24 protein-coding genes are annotated in these 25,751 nt (G+C 72.2%); 10 read left to right on the plus strand and 14 right to left on the minus strand.

Annotated features, from left to right (window positions below; translation table 11 throughout):
- Positions 1 to 9: 9 nt before the first annotated feature.
- The gene (locus OG521_01895; protein WUW26546.1) at positions 10 to 1,431 is read right to left on the minus strand and encodes an LCP family protein; all 1,422 of its coding nucleotides are present in this window, start codon (positions 1,429 to 1,431) and stop codon (positions 10 to 12) included.
- A 256-nt stretch (positions 1,432 to 1,687) separates the two neighbouring features.
- On the opposite strand from OG521_01895, the gene tatA reads away from it, so the two are divergent.
- Positions 1,688 to 1,894, plus strand: coding sequence for a Sec-independent protein translocase subunit TatA (gene tatA / locus OG521_01900; protein WUW19596.1), 207 nt, complete (start codon positions 1,688 to 1,690; stop codon positions 1,892 to 1,894).
- Positions 1,895 to 1,994: 100 nt separating this feature from the next.
- Complete coding sequence (locus OG521_01905) at positions 1,995 to 2,570, plus strand: TerD family protein (GenBank protein ID WUW19597.1); 576 nt, start codon at positions 1,995 to 1,997, stop codon at positions 2,568 to 2,570.
- 80 nt (positions 2,571 to 2,650) lie between these two features.
- On the opposite strand, the gene OG521_01910 is transcribed toward OG521_01905, so the two are convergent.
- Positions 2,651 to 4,756, minus strand: coding sequence for an MMPL family transporter (locus OG521_01910; GenBank protein WUW19598.1), 2,106 nt, complete (start codon positions 4,754 to 4,756; stop codon positions 2,651 to 2,653).
- An 81-nt stretch (positions 4,757 to 4,837) separates the two neighbouring features.
- Here OG521_01910 and OG521_01915 point away from each other — a divergent pair, with 81 nt between their 5' ends.
- Complete coding sequence (locus tag OG521_01915) at positions 4,838 to 5,347, plus strand: MarR family winged helix-turn-helix transcriptional regulator (GenBank protein ID WUW19599.1); 510 nt, start codon at positions 4,838 to 4,840, stop codon at positions 5,345 to 5,347.
- Between the two features lie 18 nt (positions 5,348 to 5,365).
- Here OG521_01915 and OG521_01920 read toward each other — a convergent pair whose 3' ends face one another.
- The 4 genes from OG521_01920 to OG521_01935 form a co-directional block, all read right to left on the minus strand.
- The gene (locus OG521_01920) at positions 5,366 to 5,794 is read right to left on the minus strand and encodes a DUF742 domain-containing protein (GenBank protein WUW19600.1); all 429 of its coding nucleotides are present in this window, start codon (positions 5,792 to 5,794) and stop codon (positions 5,366 to 5,368) included.
- 17 nt (positions 5,795 to 5,811) lie between these two features.
- On the minus strand, positions 5,812 to 6,246 hold the full coding sequence (locus tag OG521_01925; GenBank protein WUW19601.1) for a roadblock/LC7 domain-containing protein: 435 nt from the start codon (positions 6,244 to 6,246) through the stop codon (positions 5,812 to 5,814).
- Entirely contained in the window at positions 6,243 to 8,813 is a 2,571-nt protein-coding gene (locus OG521_01930; GenBank protein ID WUW19602.1) for a nitrate- and nitrite sensing domain-containing protein, read from the minus strand. Before OG521_01930 ends, OG521_01925 begins: the two co-directional genes overlap by 4 nt.
- Positions 8,814 to 8,881: 68 nt before the next feature.
- Positions 8,882 to 9,751 (minus strand): hypothetical protein, encoded by an 870-nt coding sequence (locus OG521_01935; GenBank protein WUW19603.1) that lies wholly within the window; start codon positions 9,749 to 9,751, stop codon positions 8,882 to 8,884.
- A gap of 159 nt (positions 9,752 to 9,910) precedes the next feature.
- Here OG521_01935 and OG521_01940 point away from each other — a divergent pair, with 159 nt between their 5' ends.
- Positions 9,911 to 10,510, plus strand: coding sequence for a class I SAM-dependent methyltransferase (locus OG521_01940; GenBank protein WUW19604.1), 600 nt, complete (start codon positions 9,911 to 9,913; stop codon positions 10,508 to 10,510).
- 21 nt (positions 10,511 to 10,531) lie between these two features.
- Here OG521_01940 and OG521_01945 read toward each other — a convergent pair whose 3' ends face one another.
- Positions 10,532 to 11,434, minus strand: coding sequence for a DUF2236 domain-containing protein (locus tag OG521_01945; GenBank protein WUW19605.1), 903 nt, complete (start codon positions 11,432 to 11,434; stop codon positions 10,532 to 10,534).
- Positions 11,435 to 11,578: 144 nt separating this feature from the next.
- Here OG521_01945 and OG521_01950 point away from each other — a divergent pair, with 144 nt between their 5' ends.
- Both OG521_01950 and OG521_01955 read left to right on the plus strand, forming a co-directional pair.
- Entirely contained in the window at positions 11,579 to 11,887 is a 309-nt protein-coding gene (locus OG521_01950; GenBank protein ID WUW19606.1) for a hypothetical protein, read from the plus strand.
- Positions 11,888 to 12,001: 114 nt separating this feature from the next.
- A complete protein-coding gene (locus tag OG521_01955) occupies positions 12,002 to 13,015 on the plus strand; it encodes a hypothetical protein (GenBank protein WUW19607.1) in 1,014 nt (337 codons plus the stop codon).
- 82 nt (positions 13,016 to 13,097) lie between these two features.
- Here OG521_01955 and OG521_01960 read toward each other — a convergent pair whose 3' ends face one another.
- From OG521_01960 to OG521_01970, 3 genes are all read right to left on the minus strand, one after another.
- Complete coding sequence (locus OG521_01960; protein ID WUW19608.1) at positions 13,098 to 13,640, minus strand: MOSC domain-containing protein; 543 nt, start codon at positions 13,638 to 13,640, stop codon at positions 13,098 to 13,100.
- 15 nt (positions 13,641 to 13,655) lie between these two features.
- Positions 13,656 to 13,838, minus strand: a complete 183-nt coding sequence (locus OG521_01965) for a hypothetical protein (GenBank protein WUW19609.1) — start codon at positions 13,836 to 13,838, stop codon at positions 13,656 to 13,658.
- Positions 13,839 to 13,956: 118 nt separating this feature from the next.
- The gene (locus OG521_01970; GenBank protein WUW19610.1) at positions 13,957 to 15,036 is read right to left on the minus strand and encodes an acyl-CoA desaturase; all 1,080 of its coding nucleotides are present in this window, start codon (positions 15,034 to 15,036) and stop codon (positions 13,957 to 13,959) included.
- Between the two features lie 255 nt (positions 15,037 to 15,291).
- On the opposite strand from OG521_01970, the gene OG521_01975 reads away from it, so the two are divergent.
- The 4 genes from OG521_01975 to OG521_01990 all read left to right on the plus strand — a co-directional run bounded on the left by OG521_01975 (position 15,292) and on the right by OG521_01990 (position 21,936).
- Positions 15,292 to 18,195 (plus strand): DEAD/DEAH box helicase, encoded by a 2,904-nt coding sequence (locus OG521_01975; GenBank protein ID WUW19611.1) that lies wholly within the window; start codon positions 15,292 to 15,294, stop codon positions 18,193 to 18,195.
- Positions 18,192 to 19,544 carry an SWF or SNF family helicase gene (locus tag OG521_01980; GenBank protein WUW19612.1) on the plus strand — a complete coding sequence of 451 codons (1,353 nt, stop codon included), beginning with the start codon at positions 18,192 to 18,194 and terminating at the stop codon, positions 19,542 to 19,544. Before OG521_01975 ends, OG521_01980 begins: the two co-directional genes overlap by 4 nt.
- A 143-nt stretch (positions 19,545 to 19,687) precedes the next feature.
- Positions 19,688 to 21,037: an esterase-like activity of phytase family protein gene (locus tag OG521_01985; GenBank protein ID WUW19613.1), complete on the plus strand. Its 1,350-nt coding sequence runs from the start codon at positions 19,688 to 19,690 to the stop codon at positions 21,035 to 21,037.
- Between the two features lie 305 nt (positions 21,038 to 21,342).
- The gene (locus OG521_01990) at positions 21,343 to 21,936 is read left to right on the plus strand and encodes an N-acetylmuramoyl-L-alanine amidase (protein ID WUW19614.1); all 594 of its coding nucleotides are present in this window, start codon (positions 21,343 to 21,345) and stop codon (positions 21,934 to 21,936) included.
- Here the strand turns inward: OG521_01990 and OG521_01995 are convergent.
- The 4 genes from OG521_01995 to OG521_02010 all read right to left on the minus strand — a co-directional run bounded on the left by OG521_01995 (position 21,914) and on the right by OG521_02010 (position 25,624).
- Positions 21,914 to 22,693, minus strand: coding sequence for a GNAT family N-acetyltransferase (locus OG521_01995; GenBank protein WUW19615.1), 780 nt, complete (start codon positions 22,691 to 22,693; stop codon positions 21,914 to 21,916). The genes OG521_01990 and OG521_01995 overlap by 23 nt on opposite strands.
- An 89-nt stretch (positions 22,694 to 22,782) precedes the next feature.
- The gene (locus OG521_02000; protein WUW19616.1) at positions 22,783 to 23,808 is read right to left on the minus strand and encodes a transporter substrate-binding domain-containing protein; all 1,026 of its coding nucleotides are present in this window, start codon (positions 23,806 to 23,808) and stop codon (positions 22,783 to 22,785) included.
- 65 nt (positions 23,809 to 23,873) lie between these two features.
- A complete protein-coding gene (locus tag OG521_02005) occupies positions 23,874 to 24,659 on the minus strand; it encodes an amino acid ABC transporter ATP-binding protein (protein ID WUW19617.1) in 786 nt (261 codons plus the stop codon).
- Entirely contained in the window at positions 24,656 to 25,624 is a 969-nt protein-coding gene (locus OG521_02010) for an amino acid ABC transporter permease (GenBank protein WUW26547.1), read from the minus strand. Before OG521_02010 ends, OG521_02005 begins: the two co-directional genes overlap by 4 nt.
- Positions 25,625 to 25,751 lie beyond the last annotated feature (127 nt).

Raw genomic sequence — 25,751 nt, forward strand, 5'->3', positions numbered from 1 at the left:
GCCGCGTCGTCAGCCGTACGAGAGGTCGCTGCACAGGTCGTCGTCGGCGGAGCGGGCCCCGTCCGCGACGCCGGACGGCACGGTCTCGGGCTTCGGTGAGGTGGGGGCGGCCGAGGGACTGGCCGCGTAGTCGCTGCCCACGATCACCTGGATTCCCGCATTGTCCGACTGGGTGGTCCGCGCACCCGCGAAGAGCCGGGCCGTGGTCTCGGCCTCGTCCTTCAGCCCGGGTCCGTAGGTGACGACGGTGCCGGTCTGGTCCTGGGAGTTCGCGGTGGCCGTGCCGGTGACGGTGAAGCCGTGCGCGCGCAGGAGTTCGGCGGCCCGGGCCGCCAGTCCGGTCACGGTGGTGCCGTTGTAGACCGCCACGTCGATGCCCCGGCCCGAGACGGGTCCGGTGGGAGAGGGCTTGCCCGGTGCGGGTGCCGCGCCCTTGCTGCGGGACGTGCCCGCCGCGTCCTGGCCGTCGATCGTACGGTCGGCCTTCAGCGCCGCCCACAGCGCGTCCGCCTCCGGTTCCACGATGGCGACGCGGGCTCCCTCGTAACGCCAGGGGACGGTGACGAACTTGGTGTTGTGCAGGTCGATGTTCTTCATCGACAGGGCGAACTTCAGCAGTTTGTCGGCCGATCCGAGTCCCGGGTCGACGGTCATCGCGTCGGTGGCCGCGTTGGCCAGCGGGAGCAGTGTGGTGGGGTTCAGGCCACGCGACTTCACCCTCTTGACCAGGGAACCCACGAAGGCCTGCTGCCGCTTGATGCGTCCTATGTCGGAGCCGTCACCGATGCCGTGGCGGATCCGTACGTAGTCGAGCGCGCGCTGTCCCGACACCCTCTGGGGCCCCTTGCCGAAGACGAGTTCGCCGCGGGTGGAGCGCTTGGGGTTCAGGTCCCGCTGGTAGACGTCCTGCGGAAGGCAGACGGGGACGGCGCCGACGGCCGAGGTCAGCGCGGAGAAGCCGGCGAAGTCGACGACGACCGTGTGGTCGACGCGCAGGCCGGTGAGGTGTTCGACGGTGTTCTGGGTGCAGGCGGGATTGCCCTCCGCCGTCTCCCCCACCGAGAAGGCGCCGTTGAACATGACGTGCTGCTGGGGGGCCGTCCAGTCGCCGCCGGGCTTCTTGCAGGCCGGGATGTCGACCAGCGAGTCACGGGGGACGGAGACGGCGACGGCGTGCTTGTGGTCGGCGTAGACGTGCAGCAGGAACGCTGTGTCGGAACGGCCCACCTCGCCCGTGCCGCCGCCGAGTCCGCTGTTCTCGCCCGAGCGCGAGTCCGAGCCGATGACCAGGACGTTCTGTCCGGCGGATGTGTCGGGCGGCCGGTCGCCGGAGATCCCGTCCGCGCTGAACGTGTCGATGCTGCCGGTCAGTTTGAGGTAGCCCCAGCCCGCCCCGGCGACCAGCAGGACGAGGAACGACAGCCCGAACATCGCGGTGCGCCGCAGCCGGCCTCCCCGCCCCGGGACCACTGCCCCCTTGTGACTGCCTGTCATCGACCACCCCGTTCGTCCGGCTGCCACGGGAGAGAGCCGACGCCCGTCCCCCATGGTTGTACAGTTGCGCAATGTAGCAAGTGTTGGTGTCCGTGTGGATCAACGGCCCCGTCCATCGTCGGTCCGATCCCCTGTCCACGAACGCCTGCTGGAAACATTGACCGGAACACACCTGAGAAAGGGCGTACCGCACATGCTGCGCAACGGCCTCGAACCCTGGCACCTGTTGATCGTGGCGATCGTCGTGCTGGTGCTGTTCGGCTCGAAGAAACTGCCGGACACCGCCCGCGCCCTGGGCAAATCCATGCGGATCCTGAAGAGTGAGACCAAGGCCATGAAGGACGACGCGCCGCAGCAGCCCGCCGGCGGCGAATCGCGCGACCACGCCACCACTTCATGACCTGCGCAACCAGGGAACCATAGGGGAAGGGCCGCCGTCCTCTTCGACGACGGCCGAAGAATCGCTGATCAACGGATCACCGGATCATTGGAGGAAGTTCATGGGTGTGACCCTGGCCAAGGGCGGTAACGTCTCCTTGTCGAAGGAGGCACCCGGCCTGACCGCGGTGACGATCGGCCTGGGCTGGGACGTACGGACGACGACGGGCGCCGATCACGACCTCGACGCCAGCGCACTGCTGTGCTCGGACTCCGGCAAGGTCCTCTCCGATCTGCACTTCGTCTTCTACAACAACCTCAACAGCCCGGACGGTTCCGTCCAGCACACCGGTGACAACCTCACGGGCGAGGGCGAGGGAGACGACGAGTCCATCAACGTGGACCTGGCCGGCGTCCCGGCGGATGTCGCGAAGATCGTGTTCCCGGTCTCCATCCATGACGCGCAGAGCCGGGGGCAGAGTTTCGGTCAGGTGCGCAACGCGTTCATCCGCGTGGTGAACCGGGCCAACGGGGTGGAACTCGCCCGCTACGACCTGAGCGAGGACGCGTCGACGGAGACCGCGATGGTCTTCGGCGAGCTGTACCGGCACGGTGCGGAGTGGAAGTTCCGCGCGGTCGGCCAGGGGTACGCCTCCGGCCTGGCCGGCATCGCGTCCGACTACGGCGTCAACGTCTGACGCCGACACACGGCGCTCGACGTGCGCGGGCCCCGGCCCCGCCCCGTGAACTCCGGGGACGGGACCGGGGCCCGCGCAGTTCACTCCCGGGACCCCTTTCCGGCCGGGATCCGGCTGATCCGGCTCGGCCACCAGGCCCTGGGGCCGATGTCCACGACCAGGGCCGGGGCCAGCAGCGACCGCACCACCAGGGTGTCCAGCAGCACACCGAAGGCCACGATGAAGGCGATCTGGGCCAGGAACGCCAGCGGGATGACGATCAGCGCCGCGAAGGTGGCGGCCAGCACCACGCCCGCCGACGTGATGACACCGCCCGTGCTGACCAGCCCGCGGAGCACACCCTGCCGGGCCCCGTGCTCCAGCGCCTCCTCCCGGACGCGTGACATCAGGAAGATGTTGTAGTCGACGCCCAGGGCCACCAGGAAGACGAATCCGTAGAGCGGCACGGAGGCGTCGGTGCCGCTGAAGCCGAAGACGTGCTTGAAGACGAGGGCGGAAACCCCGAGCGTCGCGAGGAAGTTGAGCCCCACGGTGGCGACCAGCAGCACCGGCACCAGCACCGAGCGCAGCAGCCCCATCAGGATCAGCAGGATGATGACGAGCACCACCGGCACGATGATGCCGCGGTCGCGTTCGGCGGTCTCCTGCGTGTCGTACTGCTGCGCGGTGTATCCGCCGACCAGGGCGTCGGCTCCGGTCACGCCGTGCACCGCGGTGCGCAGGCGCTGGACCGTCGCCTTGGCCGCGTCGCTGTCCGCGGCGTCCTCCAGGGTCGCGTCGATCCGTACCCGGCCGTCGACCACGAGGGGGGCACCCCCGCCCGGACGGCCGGACGCGGTGACGGGCGCGGCCGAGGCCACACCGGGCGTCCCCCCGGCCGCGGCGGTCACCTCGTCGGCACGGCCGGCCGCCGCGACGACGACGGCGGGATTGCCCGAACCGCCGGGGAAGTGCTTGCCGAGCGCGGCCTGGGCCGAGACGGACGGGGCGTCGTTCACGAAGATCTCGTCCAGGGGCACGCCCTGCGACTTGAGGGTGGGGGCGAACGCCGCGCAGGCGACGAGGACGAGCGTCGTGGACACCCACACCTTGCGCGGGGTGCGGTCCACCCGCGCGGCGACCCGGCGCCAGATGCCGCGCCCGCCGGTCTCCTCGTCCGCCTGGCGCGGCTTGGCCGGCCAGTACGCGGCCCGGCCGCACAGGACCAGCACCGCGGGAAGGAACGTGCAGGTGCTCAGCACCGCGCAGACGATGCCGATGGCGCCGACCGGCCCCAGCGCCCGGTTGTTGGTCAGATCGCTGAGCAGGAGCGCGAGCAGGCCCAGCGCCACGGTGGCGGCGCTCGCGGAGATCGCTCCGAAGGAGCGGCGGAGCGCGGCCAGGGCTGCGGCCGTCCGGTCGCCGTGTCCGGCGAGTTCCTCCCGGAAGCGGGCGGTGAGCAGCAGGGCGTAGTCGGTGGCCGCGCCGATCACCAGGATCGAGAGGATGCCCTGGACCTGCCCGTCCACGCGGACCAGGTCGTGGTCCGCGAGGGCGTAGACGACGGCGCAGGCCAGCCCGAGGGCGAGGACGGCGCTGATGATGATCAGGAACGGCAGCAGCAGACTGCGGTAGACGAGCAGCAGGATCACCAGCACCGCGGCCAGCGCCACGCCCAGGAGCAGACCGTCGATCCCCGCGAACGCGTCCTTCAGATCGGCCTGACTGGCCGCGGGCCCGGCGATCCCCACGGTCGTGCCCGCCACCGCACCGGCCGCCGCGCGTACCCGGTCGAGGGTGTCCGGCAGTGCGTCGCCCAGATCGGAGCGGAGCTGGACGACGCCGGAGAGCGCCCGGCCGTCGTCGGACGGCAGTGCGGGCGAGGGCGTTCCGACGACTCCGGGCTCCCCCGCCAGGGAGGCGAGGGCCTTGGTGGCGGCCTTCTGCCCACCGGCGGGAATCCCGTCCGCGCCGCCGGTCCACACGACGATCGCGGGTACGGTCGCCGACTGCTGGAAGGCCTTCTGGGCCTCGGCGACGCGGGTGGACTCGGCGCTGCGCGGCAGGAAGGCGGCCTGGTCGTTGGTGGCCACCTCGCCGAGTTTTCCGGCGTACGGGCCCAGCGTCCCGCCGATGCCCAGCCAGACGACGAGCAGGGCCAGGGGCACCAGCCATCGGACGATGCGGTGCCGTGATGCGGGCTTCATTGGTTCCCCATGGGTCGACGCACGACGGATATCTCTCGATCATTCATTATCTCAATGATCGAGAGATATTAGTGTAGGGGTATGCGCACCGCAGACGAGGGCCCGGACAGAGGCAGGAGCGACAGTCCCACGGGGCTTCAGTCGTTCGCCGTGCTGCTGCGCCGTATGAACAGCGAGTTCAACCGGCTCACCCATGAGTTCGCCCAGAAGCAGGGGCTCCACCCGACGGACGTGCAGGCGCTCATCGCCATCCTGGACGCCGACCACGGCGAGGCGGGATCGGCCATGACCCCGGGACGGCTTCGCGAGCAGCTCGATCTCACCTCGGGTGCGGTGACGGCCTGCCTGGACCGGCTGGAGCGCGCGGGTCATGTCCGCCGGTCCCGGGACAGCGGCGACCGCCGGGTGGTGCATCTGCACTACGCCCCGGCGGCGAAGCTGGTCGCGCGCGACTTCTTCATGCCGCTGGCCGCGAGCACGGACGCGGCCCGCCGGCAGTTCGACGAGGACGAACTGCTCGTCGTCGTCCGCTTCCTGGAGGCGATGAACGACGAGCTGACGCATCTGCGTCCCGAGGAGCGGCGCTCCTAGGCACGCTCCCGCGTCCCGTCACAGCGCCCGCAGGCCGTTGATCACCTCGCGGAGGATGCGCTCGTCGGGCAGCTGCGCCGGTGGTACGGGGCGGCTGACCGTGACGTAGCCCGATTCGAGCAGGTCGCCGAGGAGCACGCGCACGACACCGACCGGCAGGTCGGCGTCGGCGGACAGTTCGGCGACCGACTGCGTCTCGGTCCGGCACAGCGTCAGCAGGGTGCGGTGCTCCGGTCCCAGCAGCGCGTCGTCGGAACTCCCGGACACGGATTCGTCGAAGGTGACGAGCGCGATCAGGTCGAAGTGCTCGCCGCCCGGGCCGGATTCGGTGCGGCCACCGGTCATGGCGTACGGACGGACCAGCGGGCCCGCGTCGGCGTCGTACCACTGACTGCCCGGCAGTTCGTACGGGTCGGGGGCTCCCGGGCCCTCGTCGGTCCTGGACACTGCGGTATCGGTCTCCTTCAGCCGGCTGACGGGTGCTCGGCGAAGCGCGCCGGGGTACGCAGGTGCTCGCCGACCCGCTTGACGAGCCGGGCCATCTCGTAGGCGACCAGGCCGATGTCGGCGAAGGCCGTGCTGAGGACGGCGAGGCAGGACCCCTCCCCCGCGGCGGCGACGAACAGGAAGCCGTCGTCCATCTCGACCATCGTCTGGCGCACGTCGCCCGCCCTGAAGTGGCGTCCCGCGCCCTTGGCCAGGCTGTGGAACCCGGAGGCGACCGCCGCCAGGTGCTCGGCGTCCTCACGGCTCAGCGCGCTGGACGCGCCGACCGCCAGCCCGTCGCCGGAGAGCACGACCGCGTGCCGGACCTCGCCGACCCGGGTCACCAGATCGTCCAGCAGCCAGTCGAGTTCGCCGGATCTGCGGGGCACCCCGGTCCTGTCGTTCGCGATCATGCAGGGTCTCCTTCGCCGCTCGGGCGGGGTTCGGTGGTGGTCGGTACGGGCGCCGGTGCGCCGGGGGCGGTTCCGCCGCCGCGCACCCAGCCGGCCCGGTAGGCGGTCATGCGGTCCCTGGCCTGTTCGGGGGTGCGCGGTGCGGCCGCGCCCTCGGCCGGTCCGCCGCCCGGCGGCGGCTCGGGCCGTGGCTCCTCGCGCAGTTGCGGCACGAGGCTGGCCTGCCGCACCCGGCGGGGCAGGGTGTCGTCGCCGGCGTGCTCGGCGGCGGACGGCCGCGGCTCGCTCCTGTTCTCCGCCCGGCGGGGTCGCAGTGAGGTCACCTGGGCCCCCGCCGGACCCGTGCGGGACTCCAGGGCGGGGACCGGTACGGGCGCCGGGAAGGCCGTGTTCTGCGCCCGTACGGCACGAGGGCCGGGGCCGAACGAGGTGCGCTCGTGCTCGTCCCGGCGCTCGGCCGATGCCTTCTGCGGCGCCGTCTGCTCCTCGGCGGGGGGCAGCGCGGTCTGCAGCAGTGCCGTGGGGAGCAGGACCACGGCCGTCGTGCCGCCGTACGGAGAGGTGCGCAGCTGGACCTTGACGTGGTGCCGTACGGCGAGGCGGCTGACGACGAAGAGGCCGAGCCGGTCGCTGTCGAAGAGGTCGAGCGCCTCCGCCTGCTCGATGCGGCGGTTGGCCTCGCCCAGCAGCTCCGGCCCCATGCCGAGGCCGCGGTCCTCGATCTCCAGCGCGTAGCCGTTGCCCACGGGCTCGCCGGTGATGCGGACCTTGGTGTGCGGGGGCGAGAACTGCGCGGCGTTCTCGACGAGTTCGGCGAGCAGGTGGGTGAGGTCGGCGACGGCCGTGCCCTTCACCGCGGCGTCGGGCAGCCGGCTGACCTCCACCCGGGCGTAGTCCTCGATCTCGGAGACGGCGGCGCGCACCACGTTGGTCAGGGGCACGGGCATGCGCCAGGCCCGGCCGGGTGCGGCGCCGGACAGGATGATCAGGCTCTCGGCATGCCGGCGCATCCGGGTGGTGAGGTGGTCGAGCCGGAAGAGGTCGCTCAGCTCGTCGGGGTCGTCGGCGCGCCGCTCCATGCTGTCCAGGAGGTTCAGCTGACGGTGGACCAGCACCTGGCTGCGCCGGGCGAGGTTGACGAAGACGCCGGAGATGCCGTCCGCGAGCTCGGCGCGCTCGACGGCTGCGCTGAGGGCGGCCCGGTGGACCGTGCCGAGGGCCTCGCCGACCTGGCCGATCTCGTCGTGGGAGGCCAGCCCCGGTGGCGCCTCGGCCCGGATGTCGAGCTCCTCGCCCGCGCGCAGCCGCTGCATGGCCAGGGGCAGTTTGCGCCGGGCGATCTCCAGGGCGCTGTTGCGGAGGCTGACCAGCTCCACGACGAGCGCGCGCCCGATGCGGACGGAGATCACCAGGGAGGCGGCGACGGCGACGAAGCCGAAGACGACGGCCGCGCCGGACGGGCTGAACAGCCCGTGGGCGAGGGGGTCGGCACGGTCGGCGGCGCGTTCCCCGGCACCGGTGCCGATGCTGCGCAGTTCGCCCCTGACGTCGTCGGCGGCACGCTGCCAGTCGGCGGCGCGGACCGCGCCTGCGGCCGCCCGGCCGGGAGCCGCGGCGAGCACCTGGTCCTCCGCCGCCTGGATGCTGCGGTAGGCGGGCCGGGCGGTGAACGCGCGCCACGCGGCGCGTTCGGTGGCGGGCAGATCGACGCCCGCGGTCTCGGTGAGGCTGCGCCGGGTCGCCACCGCTCCGGTGAAGAGCCGAAGCGGGCCGTCCTGGAGGGTTCCGGCCCGGGCGGCGGTGTTCAGCAGGGCGTCCTCACGGGCCAGCATCTCGTCGGCGCGGGCGAGTTCGAGCAGGACACGGGCGTCGGAGCCGAGGGCGTCGTCCTGGATGCCGGTGAGGGCTCCGGAGACGGCGAAGGCGGCGGTGACCGTCGCGGTGTACCGGTCGTACACCGCGTCCTCGTCCCCTTCGGCGCCCTTCGCGGCTCCCCGGTCCGTCCGCAGGTCCTGGGCGAGGCCGAGGAAGTGGTCGAGCCGCCCGGCCACGCCGCCGGGAAGGCTGCCGGTGTCGGCGATGGTGTGGCCGTCGCCGAGCCGCAGCGCCTTGAGGGCGGTGTCGGTGTCCCCGGCGCTCTGGTCCAGGGCGGAGGCGTGTGCGCTGCTGGGATCGGCCGCCTGGACCATGGCCGCCTTGCGTTCGCTCTGCAGTGCGGCGACCGCCGCCGCCACCGGCGCCCTGACCTCGTCGTCCACCCGCTGCAACTGGCGCAGCCGCGCCACGTCCTGGGCCGCGGACACGGTGGCGAAGCCCCACAGGGCCAGCAGGGAGACGACCGGCACCATGAGCAGCGAGATGATCTTCGCCCGTACGGTCCTGGGGCGCAGCGTCCGGCGTCCGCGCGGGGCCGATATGCCCGCGGTGTGCTGCGGTCCGTCGTGCTCGGCGCTCTCGTCGGCGGGCGGTCCGGCGTGCGCGCGGCGGCCTCGGGCCGACGGCGCCGACGGGGTGCCGGTCCGGGCATCGGAGGCACCGGTGTCCGGGGTCGTGCGGGGTGGGCGCATGGCCTCCTCGTTCCGGTTCGGAGCTGGGTGGGTGGAGTGGGTGGAGTTGGGGCGGGGCGGTCCGGTCGTCAACGGGTGCCGGCGGGTGCGGCGTCCGGGCGCTTCGGGGCGCGCCGGGGCCGGAGGTCCGGGACTCGTGCGGACGGGCCCGCCCCGGGAGCGGACACCGGGTCGGCGGGTGCCTCCGCACGCTCGGCGTGGACGTACGCGGCGCGTTCCGGGGCGGTCGGGGAGAGTGCCACGAACGCCGAGGTGAGGAAGAGGTACGAGCCGAGGCCGACGGCGAGCGGGAAGATGAACTGCATGGCGGTGGCCCCGTGGAGTGCGCTTCCCGAGGGCGTGACCTGCACGGTCACGGCCAGCATTCCGGTGTAGTGCATGCTGCTGACCGCCGCGCCCATGACGAGGGAGGCGAGGGCCACGGCGCGCGTCGACCTGATGTTGAGCGCGGCCCACAGCGCGGCCGTCGCGGCGATGACCGCGATGACGACGGAGAGGACGACCCGCAGCGGGTCGTAGTGGACGGTGCCGTGCAGCCGGAGTGCCGCCATGCCGAGGTAGTGCATGCTGGCGACGCCGAGCCCGGTGGCGAACCCGCCGAGCAGCAGCGCCCTGGTCCGGTCACGGCTGTATCCGACGGCGAAGACGCCGCCGCCGACCACCACCATGGCGCCGAGCAGGCTGAGGAGGGTCAGCGGGACGTTGTAGCGGATGTCGGTTCCGTACACGCCGAAACCGAGCATCGCGACGAAGTGCATGGTCCAGATGCCGGAGCCGATCGCGGACGCTGCCGTGATCAGCCAGTTGCGGCGCGAGCGCCCGGTCGTGTCGAGCGCGCGCACGGTGCAGCTCAGGCCGAGCGCGGCGCCGATGCAGGCCATCGCGTACGACAGCAGCGGTGTCAGCCAGCCGAAGGTGGCGTGGTCCAGGTGTCCCATGACTCGGGGACGCTAGTCGCGCCGGTGCGCGCGCCCCGGGCGCATTCGAAAGCTGCCGAGATATGACAGAGAGATGTTCCCCAACGATCGCACCGTGGTCGAACGTGCACACCGATTCGCGACGTTTCGTTCGGGCGGCGGCTGCGCGATCATGTCCGTATGGCCGATGACCACACACACGTCCAGGAGTTCTTCACCGCGCGCGCGGCGGACTGGGACACACGCTTTCCCGCTGACGGACCGGCGTTCGACGCCGCGGTGGCCGCTCTGGCGCTTCGTCCCGGCGATGCGGTGCTCGACGCGGGATGCGGTACGGGACGTGCGATGCCCGCCCTGCGGGCCGCCGTCGGCCCCCGGGGCACGGTGCTGGGCGCCGATCTCACCGCGGCCATGCTGGAGTCGGCGGCGCGTGCCGGGCGCGGCGGCAGCGGACTGCTGCTCCAGGCCGACGCCGCCCGGCTGCCGCTGAGGTCACGGTCGCTCGACGCGGTGTTCGCGGCCGGGCTGATCTCGCACCTGTCGCGCCCGGGACCGGATCTGGCCGAACTGGCGCGGGTGGTGCGGCCGGGCGGGGTCCTGGCGCTGTTCCATCCCATCGGCCGGGCGTCGCTCGCCGCACGGCACGGCCGCAGGCTCACCGATGACGACCTGCGGGCCGAGCCCCGCCTCCGTCCGCTGCTGGCCGGTTCGGGCTGGCACCTCACCCTGTACGCCGACGAGGACACCCGCTTCCTCGCTCTGGCCGAACGGGCCGGCTGACCCGCCTCGCCGGCGGTCCGGTCACTCGGCCGGGGCGTCCGGACGGCTCAGGTGCCGGACCGGGCAGCCCCCGGCGCCGGGCGTGGGGAAGGTGCCGAGCGCGGCCACCTCGTATCCGCCCGGGTATCCCTTGATCTCCGGGTTCTGCCGGGCGTAGTGCGGCTTCCCGCGTGGCGGCAGCAGCCGTACCGCGCGAGCCCTCAGGTGCAGGGCGCCACGGGTGAGCGAGCGGGCCGCCGCACCCGGACGTTCGTAACGGAAGGCCCGCAGCAGCGAGTCGTCGAGAAGCGCGAGGCTCGCGCCCCGCACGACCGGCGCGAGGGGGCGCGGATACCAGGACGCCATGAGGTCCAGGGTGGCGTCCGACACCGCGCGCGCACCTTCGTCCCAGCCGAAGTGCGCCTCCTCATAGGTGTCGAGGGTGCGCTCGAAGTCCTCGTACGTCTGCGGCAGGCCGCTGATCCCCATGTGCGCGCCCAGGGTCCGGTAGTAGGCGGCGCACGCCCGCAGTTCGTGGTCGGACAGCCGGCGCCAGCCGTAGGCGTCGAGCCAGCGCTTCGGGGTGACGACGAAGGTGCACAGCACATAGCGCATGTCGTCGTTGCTGATGTCGTAGCTGCGGTGCATCCGGTTGATCCGGCGGATCGCCGTGCGCCCCGGTTCGCTCTCGAAGCCGTGCTCGACGACGGTGTCCAGGAGCAGCGCGGTGTCGTCGTAGCGCTTCTGCGACCGGTCCGTCAGTTCGGCGGTCTCCGAAAGGAGTCGGCCGATGGAGGGGACGGCATACGTGCGGTACAGGGCCAGTTCGAGGGCGCGGGTGATGTCCCACGGGAACTCGTACGTCGCCGTGATCCGGTAGATCTCCAGGAAGTCCCGCTCCGGATCGAGGCGTTGGATGTGCTTCAGCCGGTCGAAACGCTTCACGGCACAGCTCCTTCGTCCCGGTCGAGTGTCCAAGCCTACGCGTGCGGGCAGGACGGTGAGTACGCACGGCGGACAGAGCGGCAGGTACACCTCAGGTGCCTGTGGCGTCCGCCCCCGCGCACACTTCGACGAAGGGCGATCCCCATGAGCGGCATGTTCGGCATATTGCGCAGAGCCGTGGCCCCCGGGCGCAAGGACGGCAGACCCGCCGCCCCCACCCGGACCGCGGCCCGCCGGCAGCACAACCTCTTCGAGGCGGCCGCCACGTTCGTCGCGGCATCGGTGGAGGACGACCAGGAGCGCATGGACGAGGCCAGTGGCTGGGTGTCGCCGGAGGCGCTCTCCTTCGGCGTCGGCGAACTGGCCTGCCGGGCCGTCATCGCGCTCGCCCGCGAGCGCGACGAATCCCCGGAGGCGGTGGCGCGCACCCTGCTCGGCCTTGCGGACGACTGAGCCGGAGCGGCCGGCCGCGGCCGGGCCGCATCCTGCCTTGTCAGGGCCTCGACGAGCGGGTTACCCACTGGTTAAGGTGCGCCGACGACAAAGGTGACGGAAGAGGAGGGTGCAGTGGCCGGGACGGACAACACAGTCGCCGACGACGACGCACTGTACGTGCTGACCGCGGTCCTGCTGACCCCTGCCCAGTTCCCGAGTGTCCTCGGCGACGACTACCCGGCGGCGTGCGCGGCCCTGGGCCTCGAACCGTACGCCGAGGGCTACGGCCTGGTGATGGGCCAGGACAGCGACGGGGCCCGGTGGACCGTGGTCGTGGACGACGTGTCCCTGGTGGCCGTGGCCATAGCCTCCTGGGACTGCGGAATGGAGTACGACCTGTCACCGGACGACCGCTCGGTGGTCTCCGCCCTGCCCGGATGGCCGCTCGCCCTGGCGGTCGCCGCTCCCGGCGTGCCCGCCCCGCACGATCCGGCGCCGGACCCGGAGGCGGACGGCGAGGACCTGCCGCCCCTGGCCCCGCCCGCCACCGATGTCTGGGGTCCCGCCCAGCGCCGGCTCGGGGCGGATGCGATCGCCCTGCAGTGGGCGGTCTGGCGGGAGCAGATCGACGACGCGACGGCGTTCGCACCGGCGGGTGGCGGCGGGGCGGGTGACGAGAACGCGGCAGAGAACGACGGACCGGGCGCGGAGTCCTCGGCGGGGGTGACTGCGGTGGCTGACGGGGCCGGGGCGACGGGCGACTCGGGGGCGGGCGAGGACGCGGAATCCCGCTCGGAGGACCTGGAACCGGAGTCGCGTTCGGAGGACGTGGACGGGGAGTCCGGTTCGCCGGATCCCGACGACGACGCCTCGGGCACCCACCCCGGCATACGAAGGGCGCTGGCCGAGGCGCACGCCTACGTCGACGCGCCGCCGCCGCCCGGCCGCGTCCGCTCCTCCTTCGCCCCCGGCGACGCACGGATGATCCGGGCCGACGGCCCCGGCTGGTCGATGGTCGCCAGGACCGACGACATCGCCTTCATGCTGCTCGACGAGGTGCCCGGCGAGATCCTGCCCGTGGGGCGCGGGACGGAGCTCCCGAAGCTCCTCGAGGCGCTGGACGCGCTGGCGGTCCGGCCCTCCTGACCTGCGCGGCGCGATGCATACGTGAGGGGGCCCGGGATCAGAAGATCCCGGGCCCCCTCACGTAGGGCGTCCTCGGTCCGGGTCAGACCCGTTCGAGCGGCCGGTGGGGCTCCGCGGGGAGCTCCACCTTCACCCGGTCCCCGGGGTGCACGACGCCGCCCACGGCGACCACGCTCATGATCCCGGCCTTGCGGACGATGGTGCCCTCCGCATTCCGGCCGACGACCTGCTTGAGCAGTCCGTCCTGGAAGTTGTCGATCTGGAGACACGGGTTGCGCAGCCCGGTGACCTCGACCACGGCCTCGTCGCCGAGGTGCAGCAGGGTGCCGACGGGCAGGGCCAGCAGATCGACACCACTGGTGGTGACGTTCTCCCCGAGATCGCCGGGGGCGACCTCGAAGCCGGCCTCGCGCAGTTCGCCGAACAGCTCTTCGTGGATGAGGTGGACCTGGCGCAGATTCGGCTGTGTGGGGTCCTGCGCGACCCTGGAGCGGTGCTTGACCGTCACTCCTGCGTGCACGTCCCCCTCCACACCGAGCCCGGTCAGCAGGGTGATGCTGTCCCGGTTCGGCTTGGTGAAGCTGTACGTGTCATTACTGCTCACGACGGTGACTGTCCCGCTCACTGCGCAGGTCCTCTCTCAGCGGCCTATCTCCTTACGCGTGATCCTACGGAGCCTGCGTCGCTGGCTCGGATCCAAGGCCAGATAAGCGATCGCGGGGACCCCGATGAGCACCAGCAGTGACAGCCAGAACCCGATGAACGGCATCAGGACGACTGCGACGACAACTCCCCCGATGGCGATCTTCGCGCTGTTCGACATCGTCCACGCCTCCTTCGCGGCCAGTGGCCGCTCCTGTTGTGAGAACGCCTGTGCGTGCCCATCGGTTCCAGCCGCCGCGGACGAGTCCGCGGCGGCGGCCGTTCCGGATCCGCGCCCCTCACCTCAGCGGGGCACCGACCTCGTGCATGTGCTCCAGTGCCTGCCGGTAGGACTCGATGAGTCCGGTCTCGGCGTACGGCATGCCGAGCGCCTCGCAGTGAGCCTTGACCAGGGGCTGCGCCAGCCGCAGGTGCGGGCGCGGCATGCTCGGGAAGAGGTGGTGCTCGATCTGGTAGTTGAGTCCGCCCAGGAACCAGTCGGTGAGGACGGCACCCCGCACGTTGCGCGAGGTGAGGACCTGGCGCTGGAGGTGCCCCCAGCGGTCTCCGTCGGGGTCGGGCATCTCCATGCCCTTGTGGTTGGGCGCGAAGGCCATGCCCAGGTGGAGGCCGAACAGCGCGTGGTGGACGAGCGCGAAGACGACGGCCTTGCCGGGCGACATGACGCCGAGCAGGAGCGCGGCGTACAGGCCCAGGTGCGCGACCAGGAGCAGACCGGACAGGGCCCGCTCCCTGACGGGCTGCTGTCGCAGGTACTGGAAGCCGGAGATCTTCAGGGCGATGCCTTCGAGGAGCAGCATCGGGAAGAACAGCCGGGCCTGGTTGCGCGTGAGCCAGCGGGCGAAGCCCTCTCGCTGGGCCGCCTGCTTCTGGGTCCAGACGAGGGCGCCGACGCCGACGTCCGGGTCCTTGTCGATGTGGTTGGGGTTGGCGTGGTGGCGTACGTGCTTGTCGTTCCACCACGCTTCGTTCATCCCGAGCAGCAGGTTGGCGTGGAGCAGGCCGATGGCCCGGCTCGCCCGGCGGTCGCCGGTTATCTGGGCGTGGCCGGCGTCGTGCCCGACGAAGGCGGTGCGGGACCAGATGACGGCCAGGGGCAGCGTGAGCAGCAGGGTCCACCAGGTGTTCCCGAGGAGGACCACCGCGGTGATCACCGCGCCCAGGGCGAGCAGGTTGGCGCCGATGCCCGCCGCGTACCAGCCGGTGCGCCGTTCGAGGAGTCCCTGCCCCTTCACGGCCCGCAGCAGTGGCGCGAAGTCACTTCCGGCACTTCCGGTGCTTCCGGTATTTCCGGCAGTTCCGGTACTTCCGGCACTGTCGTGGGTTCGTTCCACGACAGTGGTTGCGGCCTGAGGCATGATGTCTCCGGTCTTATAGGTGCGCTGACCTGATGAAACGTACGGGTCGCAGATGTATAGCAGCCATGGAGCCAACACCCCGGGTTTCCTGGTGCCAACCCCCTCATTCCGACGGGGGGTCAGCCACACCTGGGAGACATTCCGGACATACGCGGGTGAGGTGAATCACACACCGACCACCGCCGCCGGAACGATTGATGGAGTACCCTCGGCGACCTCGGCCCACTAGTCAAATTTGAGGACTCTGACATCGCTGTGCACCGCCTCCCCGCAGCAACGCTCTCCGAGATCTCCGCACTCGCCGCCTGTTCCGTGGTCTTCCTGCCCGCGGATCCCGCCCGGACCGGGCGGGTCGCCTTCTGGTACCCGGACGGCAGCAGCCCGCCCGAGGCCCCGGGAACGGTCGGGGAACTGACTGTCGCCGACGCCGACGGTCTGCCCCACGGGGTGCCGGCCCGGCTCCTGCCGGTGCGGGACGCCCTTCCCGTACTCACGCGCGCCCGGGCCGCCGCGCACGCCTCACCGGCGGCCCTGTTCTGGGGGGCGGCGGGGCTGCTGGCCCTGCAGTTCGCCGCCCGGGGGCTGTTGCTGCCCGGACTGAGCGCCACGGATCACGACACCTGGCGGGCCGGCCCGCTCACCGCCGACGACCTGACCCGGATCCGGACCCTCGCCGCTGCCATGCCGCCGACCGCCCACGCGGTGCCGGTCGACGCCCTGTCCCAGCCGCTGCTGCTGCCCGAACCGGAGGGCCTGGTAAGGGCGTTCCTCGACGCGGTCGCGGACGGGCTGCCGCGCACCCCGGCCGCGTCGTCCGCCGCGGGCGGCCCGGCGTTCGCCGCGGACGCCCCCCAGCATCTGCCCGGCCAGCGCGCCTGGGTCGCCGATGTCGCCGCGGGGCACGACGCGGGGGTCCGGCTCTCGTTGCGCGTGGAGGTGTCCGGCCTGGACCGCACCGGGGTGGCGGCCGGGGCGTCCGGTCCCTCGTTCCGGGTGGTTCCGCAGATCCACGGCGTCAGTGATCCGGGCCTGGTCGCGGACGCCGCCGAGATCTGGGCGGGCTCCGGACCGGCCGCCGCGGCCTTCGGGCCGAGGGCCCGGATGGACACCCTGCTCATGCTGCGCCGGGCCGCCCGGGCCTGGCCGCCGCTGGCCCCGCTGCTGTCGGCGGCCGTACCGGACGCCGTGGAACCCGCCGACGAGGAGATCGCCGAGCTCCTCGGCCCCGCCTCACGGGCCCTCGCCGCGACCGGAGTCCAGGTCCACTGGCCCCGGGAACTGACGGCCGGCAAGCTGACCGCCCGCGCCGTGATCGGGCCCCCGGACGACGAGGACGGCGACGGCGGACCGGACGGAAACCGAGCAGCCGGGGGAAAGGTTTCGGACACCACGCCCCTGCTGTCCGCGGACGCCCTGCTGGCGTTCAACTGGATGTTCGCACTGGGCGACCAACAGCTCAGCCGGGCCGAACTCGACCGGCTCGCCGAGGCGGGCAGGCCGCTGGTCCGGCTGCGCGACCAGTGGGTTCTGATCGATCCCGAGGAGGCGCGTCGCGCCCGGGAGACCCAGGACCGCAAGGTCACACCCATCGACGCGCTCGGCGCCGTACTGACCGGCTCCACGGAGGTCGACGGCCACCGGGTCGACGTCCGGGCGACCGGCTGGCTGGAGCGGCTGCGGCAGCGGGTCGCCGATCCGGAGTCCCGGCAGGACGAGGAACGGACGGTCGGTCAGCCGGCCGCGCTCACCGCGACGTTGCGGGACTACCAGCTCCGTGGCCTGAACTGGCTGCACACCATGACCTCGCTGGGGCTCGGCGGCTGCCTCGCGGACGACATGGGGCTCGGCAAGACCATCACCCTGATCGCCCTGCACCTGCACCGCCAGACCCTCGAGGACGCCGCCGGACCGACCCTGGTGGTCTGCCCGACGTCACTCATGGGCAACTGGCAGCGGGAGATCGAGAAGTTCGCCCCCGGCACCCCGGTCCGCCGCTTCCACGGCGGATCGCGCAGCCTGGAGGAGCTGGCCGACGGCGAGTTCGTCCTCACCACCTACGGCACGATGCGGCTCGACGCGCCGCGGCTCGCGGCCGTCCGGTGGGGCATGGTCGTCGCCGACGAGGCACAGCACGTCAAGAACCCGCACTCGGCGACGGCCAAGCAGCTCCGCACCATCGGGGCGCGGGCACGGGTCGCCCTCACCGGCACCCCGGTGGAGAACAACCTCTCCGAGCTGTGGGCGATCCTCGACTGGACCACCCCCGGTCTGCTGGGCAGGCTCGGCACCTTCCGTACCCGGTACGCGCGCGCCGTGGAGGACGGCAGCGATCCGGGGGCAGCCGAGCGCCTCGGCGCTCTGGTACGGCCGTTCCTGCTGCGCCGGCGCAAGTCGGATCCGGGCATCGCCCCGGAGCTGCCGCCCAAGACCGAGACGGACCGCGCGGTGTCGCTGACCCCGGAACAGGCGGGCCTGTACGAGGCGGTGGTGCGCGAGACCCTGGCGGCCATCTCCGAAGCGGACGGGATGGCGCGGCGCGGCCTGGTCGTCAAACTGCTGACCGCCCTCAAGCAGATCTGCAACCATCCCGCGCAGTACCTCAAGGAGGAGGAGCCGCGGATCGCGGACCGTTCGGGCAAGGTCGAGCTGCTCGACGAACTGCTCGACACCATGCTCGCCGAGGGCGCCGGGGTGCTGGTCTTCACCCAGTACGTGCAGATGGCCCGGCTGCTGGAACGGCATCTGGCGGCGCGGGGGATCGGGACGCAGTTCCTGCACGGGGGTACGCCGGTGGCCGCGCGCGAGGCCATGGTCAACCGGTTCCAGTCGGGCGGTGCGCCGGTCTTCCTCCTGTCGTTGAAGGCCGCCGGGACCGGGCTCAACCTCACCCGGGCCGGCCATGTGGTGCACTTCGACCGCTGGTGGAACCCGGCGGTCGAGGCGCAGGCCACCGACCGCGCGTACCGCATCGGCCAGACCCAGCCCGTGCAGGTGCACCGGCTGATCGCCGAGGGCACGATCGAGGACCGGATCGCGGAGATGCTCGCCCGCAAGCAGGGGCTCGCGGACTCGGTCCTCGGTTCGGGCGAGAGTGCCCTGACCGAGCTCAGCGATGCGGAACTGGCCGATCTGGTGGAGCTGCGAGGGGGCGCGCGATGAGCGACGGATACGAGTCGGACGGATACGACGACCGGTACGAAGGCGACGGGCAGGACGATCCGGCGCCCGAGCAGGAGCGCACGTTCGCCGCGCTGCCTCCCGCGCGCGGCCGCGGCTTCGCCGAGTCCTGGTGGGGCCAGGCCTGGCTGAAGGCCCTGGAGGACACCGCGCTCGACAACCAGCAGCTCAAGAAGGGCCGCCGGTTCGCCCGTGAGGGCCGCGTCGGTGCGGTATCGGTGCGGCCGGGCCGGATCACCGCGGTCATCCGGGACGAGTCCGGCCACCGCAGCGATGTGCTGCTCCAGGAGCTGACCGAGGAGGAGTGGGACCGCTTCCTTGACATGGCCGTCGAACGGTCGGGGCACATCGCCGCGCTGCTCGACCGCGAGATGCCGCCGCATCTGGTGGAGGACGCGGCGGCGGCCGGGGTCGACCTGCTGCCGGGGATCGGCGATCTCGACCCGGAGTGCACCTGCGAGGCGTGGGACCACTGCCAGCACACCGCCGCCCTCTGCTACCAGGTGGCGCGGCTGCTGGACCAGGACCCGTTCGTCCTGCTCCTGATGCGCGGCCGGGGGGAACGCCGGCTGCTGGACGAACTGCAGGTGCGGATCGCGGCCAGGGCGACGGCCCAGGGCCCGCCCGGCACCGCCGATGCGCCCGCGGAGGAGGCCGAGGACCCGGCCGTGCGCGGTGTCCCGGCGGCAGCGGCCTACGCGGCGGCCGGCGCTCTCCCGGCGCTGCCCCCTCCCCCGGCGCTGCCCGCCGAACCGGGCACGTCACCCTCGCTGGACACGGAGACCGACCCCGAACCGGGGCTCGATCCGACGGCCCTGGAGATGCTGGCCACGGACAGCGCCGTGCGGGCCCACCGGATGCTGGCGGCGGCGCTGTCGCCGGGGCACGGTCAGCAGCCGGTCCCGGCCGGGCTGACGCCGGAGCAGGACGCGGTGCGGCTGGCGGCCGAGGCGCGGCCCGAACCGTGGATCGTGAACCGGCTGGCGGCCGGGTCGGGGCGGCAGCGCGCCGGGCTGCCGGCGGCGGTGCGCGCCTGGCAGTACGGCGGCGCCGCCGCGCTCACCGTGCTGGACGAGGAGTGGGCGCCGGACGCGGCGGCCCTCGCCCGGGCCAGGACGCGGCTCGCGGGGGCCTGGGACGAGGACGAGGCGCCCCGGCTGCGGGCCGAGCGCAACCGCTGGACGTCGGCGGACGGCACGGTCCAGCTGCGCTACGGGCGGGACGGGCGCTGGTATCCGTACCGCAAGGAGAGCGGCCGCTGGGTTCCGGCGGGTCCGTCCGACGAGGATCCGGCGGCGGCGTGGGCCGACGCGGCCCCGGCCGACGACTGACGGCGGATCACCGGCGGCGGGCGGGGCGAAGAGCCCCTGTCCGCCGCCGCGTTCCGCCCGGGAGTTCAACTCGATGTCACCGTTCGTTGAGGTGCGGGGCGGAACCTGACGGCCGTCAGGCCGTTCGCTCCTCAGGAGGTTCCATGTCCGCGCGTGTTGTCCGTCGATCCCTTGCCGTCGGGCTGCCGCTCGCCCTGCTCGGCACCGTGTGCGTGGCAGGCACCGCGACCGGCGCGCAGGACCGCCACCACCGCCCCGACGGCGCACCGAAGGTCACGTCGACCGCCGTGCTCGCCGACATCCCGCTGGCCGGCTTCAGCAACGGGCTGCTGCCCGGGACGGTCGGGGACGATCGCGGTGTGATGCTCGGCGGGATCGGCAGCGACATCTACCCGGCCGGCCGCACGGGCGAGTTCTGGACCGTCACCGACCGCGGCCCGAACGGCCAGATCAAGGTCGACGGCACCAAGCGGCGCACCTTCCCCGTCCCCGGCTTCGACCCGGCGATCGTCAAGGTGCGGGTGAGCGGCGGGCGCGTCCGGGTGCTGGAAGCCGTCCCGCTGACCACGCGCTCCGGTGCTCCCGTCACCGGCCTCTCCAACCAGGAGGGCCGGGACGAGGCCCCGTACTCCTACGACGCGGGGACTCCGCTCGCGTACAACCCGAACGGTCTGGACACGGAGGGCATCGTCCGCGTCGCGGACGGCTCGTTCTGGCTGGTCGACGAGTACGGTCCGTCGCTGGTGCACGTCTCCGGCCGGGGCCGGGTGCTGGCCCGCTACGTCCCCAGGGGCCTGAATCTCAAGGGTGCGGACTACCCGGTCGTGGAGGCGCTCCCCGGAGTCCTGCTCCACCGGAAGACCAACCGCGGTTTCGAGGGCCTGGCGCTGCTGCCGGGCGGCGATCTGGTGCTCGCCGTCCAGAGCCCTCTCTCGCTGCCCGACCAGGACGCGGGCGAGGCCTCCCGCAACGTGCGGCTGCTGCGCTTCTCGCCGGGGAAGCGCGCGGTGACGGCGGAGTACGCCTACCGCTTCGACGCGGTGGACGTCGTGGACCCGGGTGAGGACGACACGTCCGAGCTGAAGATCTCCTCGGTCGTCGCCATCGGACGCGACGAGCTCCTGGTGGAGGAGCGCACCGACCGGGCGGCCCGGCTGCACCGGGTGACGCTCCCCCACGGCCGTGGCATCCTCGGTTCCCGCTGGGACACGCCGGCGGCTTCGCCCTCGTACGAGGAGCTGACCGATCCGGCGGCCGCGGGCGTCCCGGTCCTGCGCAAGAGCCTCGTCGTCGATCTGGGCAGGGTCGCGGGTGTGCCGGGGAAGATCGAGGGCGTCGCGGTGACCGGGCGGGACACCCTCGCCCTCGTCAACGACAACGACTTCGGGATGACCGACGGGTCGGGCGCCTTCGACGCGGACGGCCGGCTGGTCGACTCCGGGATCGAGACGTCCGTGACGCTGCTGAAGCTGCCGCGCCCGCTGACGCACTGACGTATCCGGCTGCGGGCCGCCGGACCCGGCCGTCCGGCGGTCCAGCCCCTCCTGATGGGCCGCCAACTCCGTCTGTGCCGAGCCCCTTTCGGGACCCTGCCGTCTTCCGCCACTCGCGTGACGCCCGTACGGTAGGGCGCGCACATGGCCCGGCCGCACATCGGACAGTGCGTTCCGGTCATCGGACATGAGGGAGTCACGGGATGTCGGGGGAATCGGGTACCGACCTGCCGCACGCCGCCGGGCCGCGGGGCGGTGGACCGTGGCTTCCGCCCGTTCCCCCTCCCCCACACCCAGGAGTACGCATGGATCGCAGAAGGATCCTTCAGGGCACCGCGGCGACGGTGGCGGCCGCGGTGCTGCCCGCGTCCGCCCGCGCCGCCGCCGCGGCGACGGCCGGCGACACGGACTATCCGTCGGCCCACTGGGTACCGGCCTCGACGTCCAACTACACCGTTTCGACCCGGCCTTCGGCCTATCCCGTCCAGTACGTGATCATCCACGTCACCCAGGAGACGTTCCCGGACGCGGTGGCGATCTTCCAGAACCCGGCCAAGCAGGTGTCCGCGCACTATGTGGTGCGCTCGGCCGACGGCTACATCGACCAGTGCGTGCGGGAGAAGAACATCGCCTGGCACGCGGGGAACTGGGACTACAACACCCGCAGCATCGGCATCGAGCACGAGGGCTATGTGGACCAGCCCGCCTACTTCACCGATGCCATGTACGAGAAGTCGGCGCTGCTGACCGCCTCGATCTGTGACCGCTACTCGATCCCCAAGGACCGTACGCACATCCTCGGGCACGTACAGGTCCCGGGCACCGACCACACCGACCCCGGACCGAACTGGGACTGGGTCCGCTACATCCGCATGGTCAACCTGCTGGGCGCGGGCTGAGCAGCGAGCCGGCCTGCGGCCGCTCGGGGCGTCCGGCGTCGCCGTCGCGGGCGTGGGGGCTGCGCACGAGCACGAACCGGCTGCGGTGGCGCAGGGTGAAGCCGATCGACTCGTAGAGCCGGATCGCGTCGGTGTTGCTCGCGGCCGTGTGCAGGAAGGGGACGTCCCCGCGCTCCCTGATCCCGGCGGCGACCGCGCGCACCAGCCGGGTCGCCAGCCCGCGGCCGCGATGGCCGGGGTGGGTGCAGACCGCGCTGATCTCCGTCCAGCCCGGCGGGCGCAGCCGCTCGCCGGCCAGGGCGACCAGCCGTCCGTGGTCGCGGATGCCGAGGTAAGTGCCCAGTTCGACGGTCCGGGGCAGGAAGGGCCCCGGCCGGGTGAGGCCGATCAGTTCGAGGATCTCGGATACGTCGGCGAGGCCGAGGCGTACCGCTTCGGGGGCGGGTTCGGCGCGCAGGGCGGTGTCGATCAGCTGGACGCCCTCGCCGGTCTGCTCGGTCTCCCATCCGTCGGGCACCGACCGGACGCCGGTGACCGGGGTGACGGTGCCGGGACCGACGAGTGCGGCCAGGTCGTCCCAGGCGCGGGGGTCGGCCGGGTCGTCGAGTGCGGTGAACGGGGAGACGTCCGTCGGGTAGCGGGCGGCCCGGCCGACCCGTTCGGCGAAGCGGGCGTGCGGGCCGGTCAGGGCGGCCCAGGCCGCGTTGTCGAGTATGTGCGGGGGCTGCGCGGGTGCGGCGGGATGGCTGAGGGACATGGCGGTGCGGAGTCTCCGTCTCGGGAAGGCGCCGGGTGGGGCGGGGGCCCGGCCGCGGCACGGCCCCGGGCCCCCGGACGGTCAGCGGATCAGGAGTTGTCGAGGGGCAGGCCGGGCGGGTTGACCCTGGAGGTGTCGACCGCCTCGTTGGAGAGGTTCCAGGCGGCCAGCCAGTCAGCGTACCGGCCGCTCCTGATCAGGTGGTTGATCACTGCGGCGATCGGCTTCGCGAGCCCGCTGTCCTTCTTCGCGGTGGCCGCGATCAGGCCCTGGAGCGTGGAGCCGGCTCCGGAGTACGTGCCCGCGTTGCGCGTCGCGTTCGGCGTCTTCGCGGTCTGGGTGATGTGGTAGGCGATGCCGGGGTTGGGGCCGAACGAGGTGTCGATCTTTCCGCCGGCCAGGGCCAGTGCGGTGGCGTTGCTGTCCCGGTAGTACTTGATGCCGAGCTTCTTGCCGTCCTTCGCCAGCTTCGTCTTCCACTCCAGCAGGATCTTCTCCTGGTTGGTGCCGGCGCTGACGGCGACGGTCCTGCCTGCCAGGTTCCGGTAGTCGCCGTCGAAGTTCCAGGTGCTCTTCTTCGGCACCTCGAAGGCGAGGTTGTCCTGCCGGTAGGAGGCGAACTCGTACTTCTGCTTGCGCTCCTCGGTGTCGGTGACGTTGGACAGGGCCACGTCGACCTTGCCGCTGTCGATGCCGACGAACATGTTCTCCCAGGTCGAGTTCTTGATCTCCGGCTTGAGTCCGAGGACGGCGGCGACCAGCCGGCCGAGGTCGGGTTCGGCACCGGTGAGCGTCTTCTGGTCGTCGCCCACGTACGCCAGGGGCGGGAATCCGGCCGGCAGCGCGCCCACGCCGATCACCAGCGTGCCTCGCTCCTTGATCTTTCCGGGCAGCCCGGCGCTGATCGACTTCACCTCGGACACCTTGAGTCCGGTCTCCTTCGCGGCGCCGTTGGACAGCGCGCCCACGGTGACCGTCCCGGCCACCGCCGCGGTGTCCGCGGATGCGGCGTCGCTGTCGCCGCCGCACGCGGCGAGGGCTGCGGCGAGGGAGAGGGCGGCCGCGGTGGCGGCGGTGCCTCGGAGGAGTCTGCTGCGGAGACTGAGGGTGTGCATGGCTGTCCTTGTCCGGTGCGGGTGGGATGAGGGTGCGGGGCGTGGAGTGCTGCGGGGCGGGAGGGTCAGAGGACCTTGCTGAGGAAGTCCCTGGTCCGGTCGTGTTCCGGGTGGTCCAGCACCTGTGCGGGCGGGCCCTGTTCGACGATCCGTCCCTCGTCCATGAAGACCACCCGGTCGGCGACCTCACGGGCGAAGCCGATCTCGTGGGTGACGATGACGAGAGTGGTTCCGCTGCGCGCGAGGTCCTTGATGACCGCGAGCACCTCGCCGACCAGTTCGGGGTCGAGGGCGGACGTCGGTTCGTCGAAGAGGATGACCCCGGGCCGCAGGGCGAGGGCGCGGGCGATGGCCACCCGCTGCTGCTGGCCGCCGGACAGCTGTCGCGGGTAGGACCCGGCCCGGTCGGCGAGGCCCACCCGGGCGAGCAGTTCGCGGGCCTGCTCCTGCGCCGCGCGCTTGGCGAGCTTGCCGGTGGCCACCGGGGCGGCCGCCACGTTGTCCAGCACGGTCAGGTGCGGGAAGAGGTTGAAGTTCTGGAAGACGAAGCCGATCCGGCTGCGCTGGGCCAGGATGACCCGTTCGCTGAGCTCCTTGAGCCGCCCGCCCTGCCGGCGTACGCCGATCGGTTCGCCGTTCAGGCTGACATGGCCGATCTCGGGCTTCTCCAGGTGGTTGATCACCCGGAGGAGGGTGGACTTCCCCGAGCCGGAGGGGCCGAGGACGGCCGTGACCTCTCCGGGCCGCACGGTCAGCGCCACTCCGTCCAGGACGCGTTGGCTGCCGTACCACTTGTAGACGTCGTGCACCTCGACCGCGGCCGGGCTGATCTCCTGCGTGTCGGTGGTCATATCGCCGTCTCCCTCCGGGCCCGGGCCCGCAGACCGTCCAGACCGTTCCGTACCTTCTGCAACGGGGTCGGCGGCAGGGTGCGCAGGGCGCCCCGCGAGTAGTGCCGCTCGACGTAGAACTGGACGACGGACACGGCGCTGGTGAGGATCAGGTACCAGAAGGTGGCCACCAGCAGCAGCGGCACGATGTCGCCGGGGTAGGTGCTGCCCATGCTCTGCACCGAACCGAACAGGTCGAGCAGCGAGACGTAGAAGACCAGCGAGGTGCCCTTGATCAGGCCGATCAGCTGGTTGACGTAGTTCGGTGTGATGGAGCGCAGCGCCTGCGGGAAGACGATCCTGGCGAACTGGTACCGCTTCGGGAGGCCCAGCGCGGAGGCCGCCTCGTGCTGGCCCTGGTCGACGGAGAGGATGCCGCCGCGCACCACCTCGGAGGCGTAGGCCGCCTCGTTGAGGCTCAGGCCGACGACGGCGACGGCCATGTCGGTGGCGAGGCGCGACTCGTCGAAGGTGAAGAAGGCCGGACCGAACGGCACTCCGATGCTCAACGTCCGGTAGAGCGCGCTGAAGTTGTAGAGGAACAGCAGGACCACGATCAGCGGCACCGAGCGGAACAGCCAGGTGTAGAGCCAGCTCACGGTGCGCAGCACGGGGTTCGGGGAGAGCCGCGCCAGTGCCAGCAGCACGCCGCCGAGCAGCCCCAGCACCGCGCTGTACACGGCGACTTCGAGGGTGACGACCAGACCGTCGAGGATGGTGGGGCGCAGGAACCAGTACTGGAACCGGTCCCACTGGTAGAAGGGGTTGGTCACCAGGCCGTGGGTGATCTGGGCGACCAGCACGAGGACGACCGCCGTGATGATCCAGCGGAAGGGACGGCGGAGGGGGACGACCCGTTGCGCCGCCAGGGGTTTCGGCGGGGCCGGGCGGCTGTCCGTCCCGGCGGCCGGATCGGGGCGCGGCATCGTCCCGGTGGGCGGCGCTGATCCCTTGGACACAGCGACGCCGGAGGATTCACTCATGGAGGGCTCCAGCGGATGCGGACACCCCGGACCGCGGCGGGCGGCACGCCGCCGTGTCCGTCGGAACGGA

This window comes from Streptomyces sp. NBC_01463 (assembly GCA_036227345.1).
Lineage (GTDB): Bacteria > Actinomycetota > Actinomycetes > Streptomycetales > Streptomycetaceae > Streptomyces.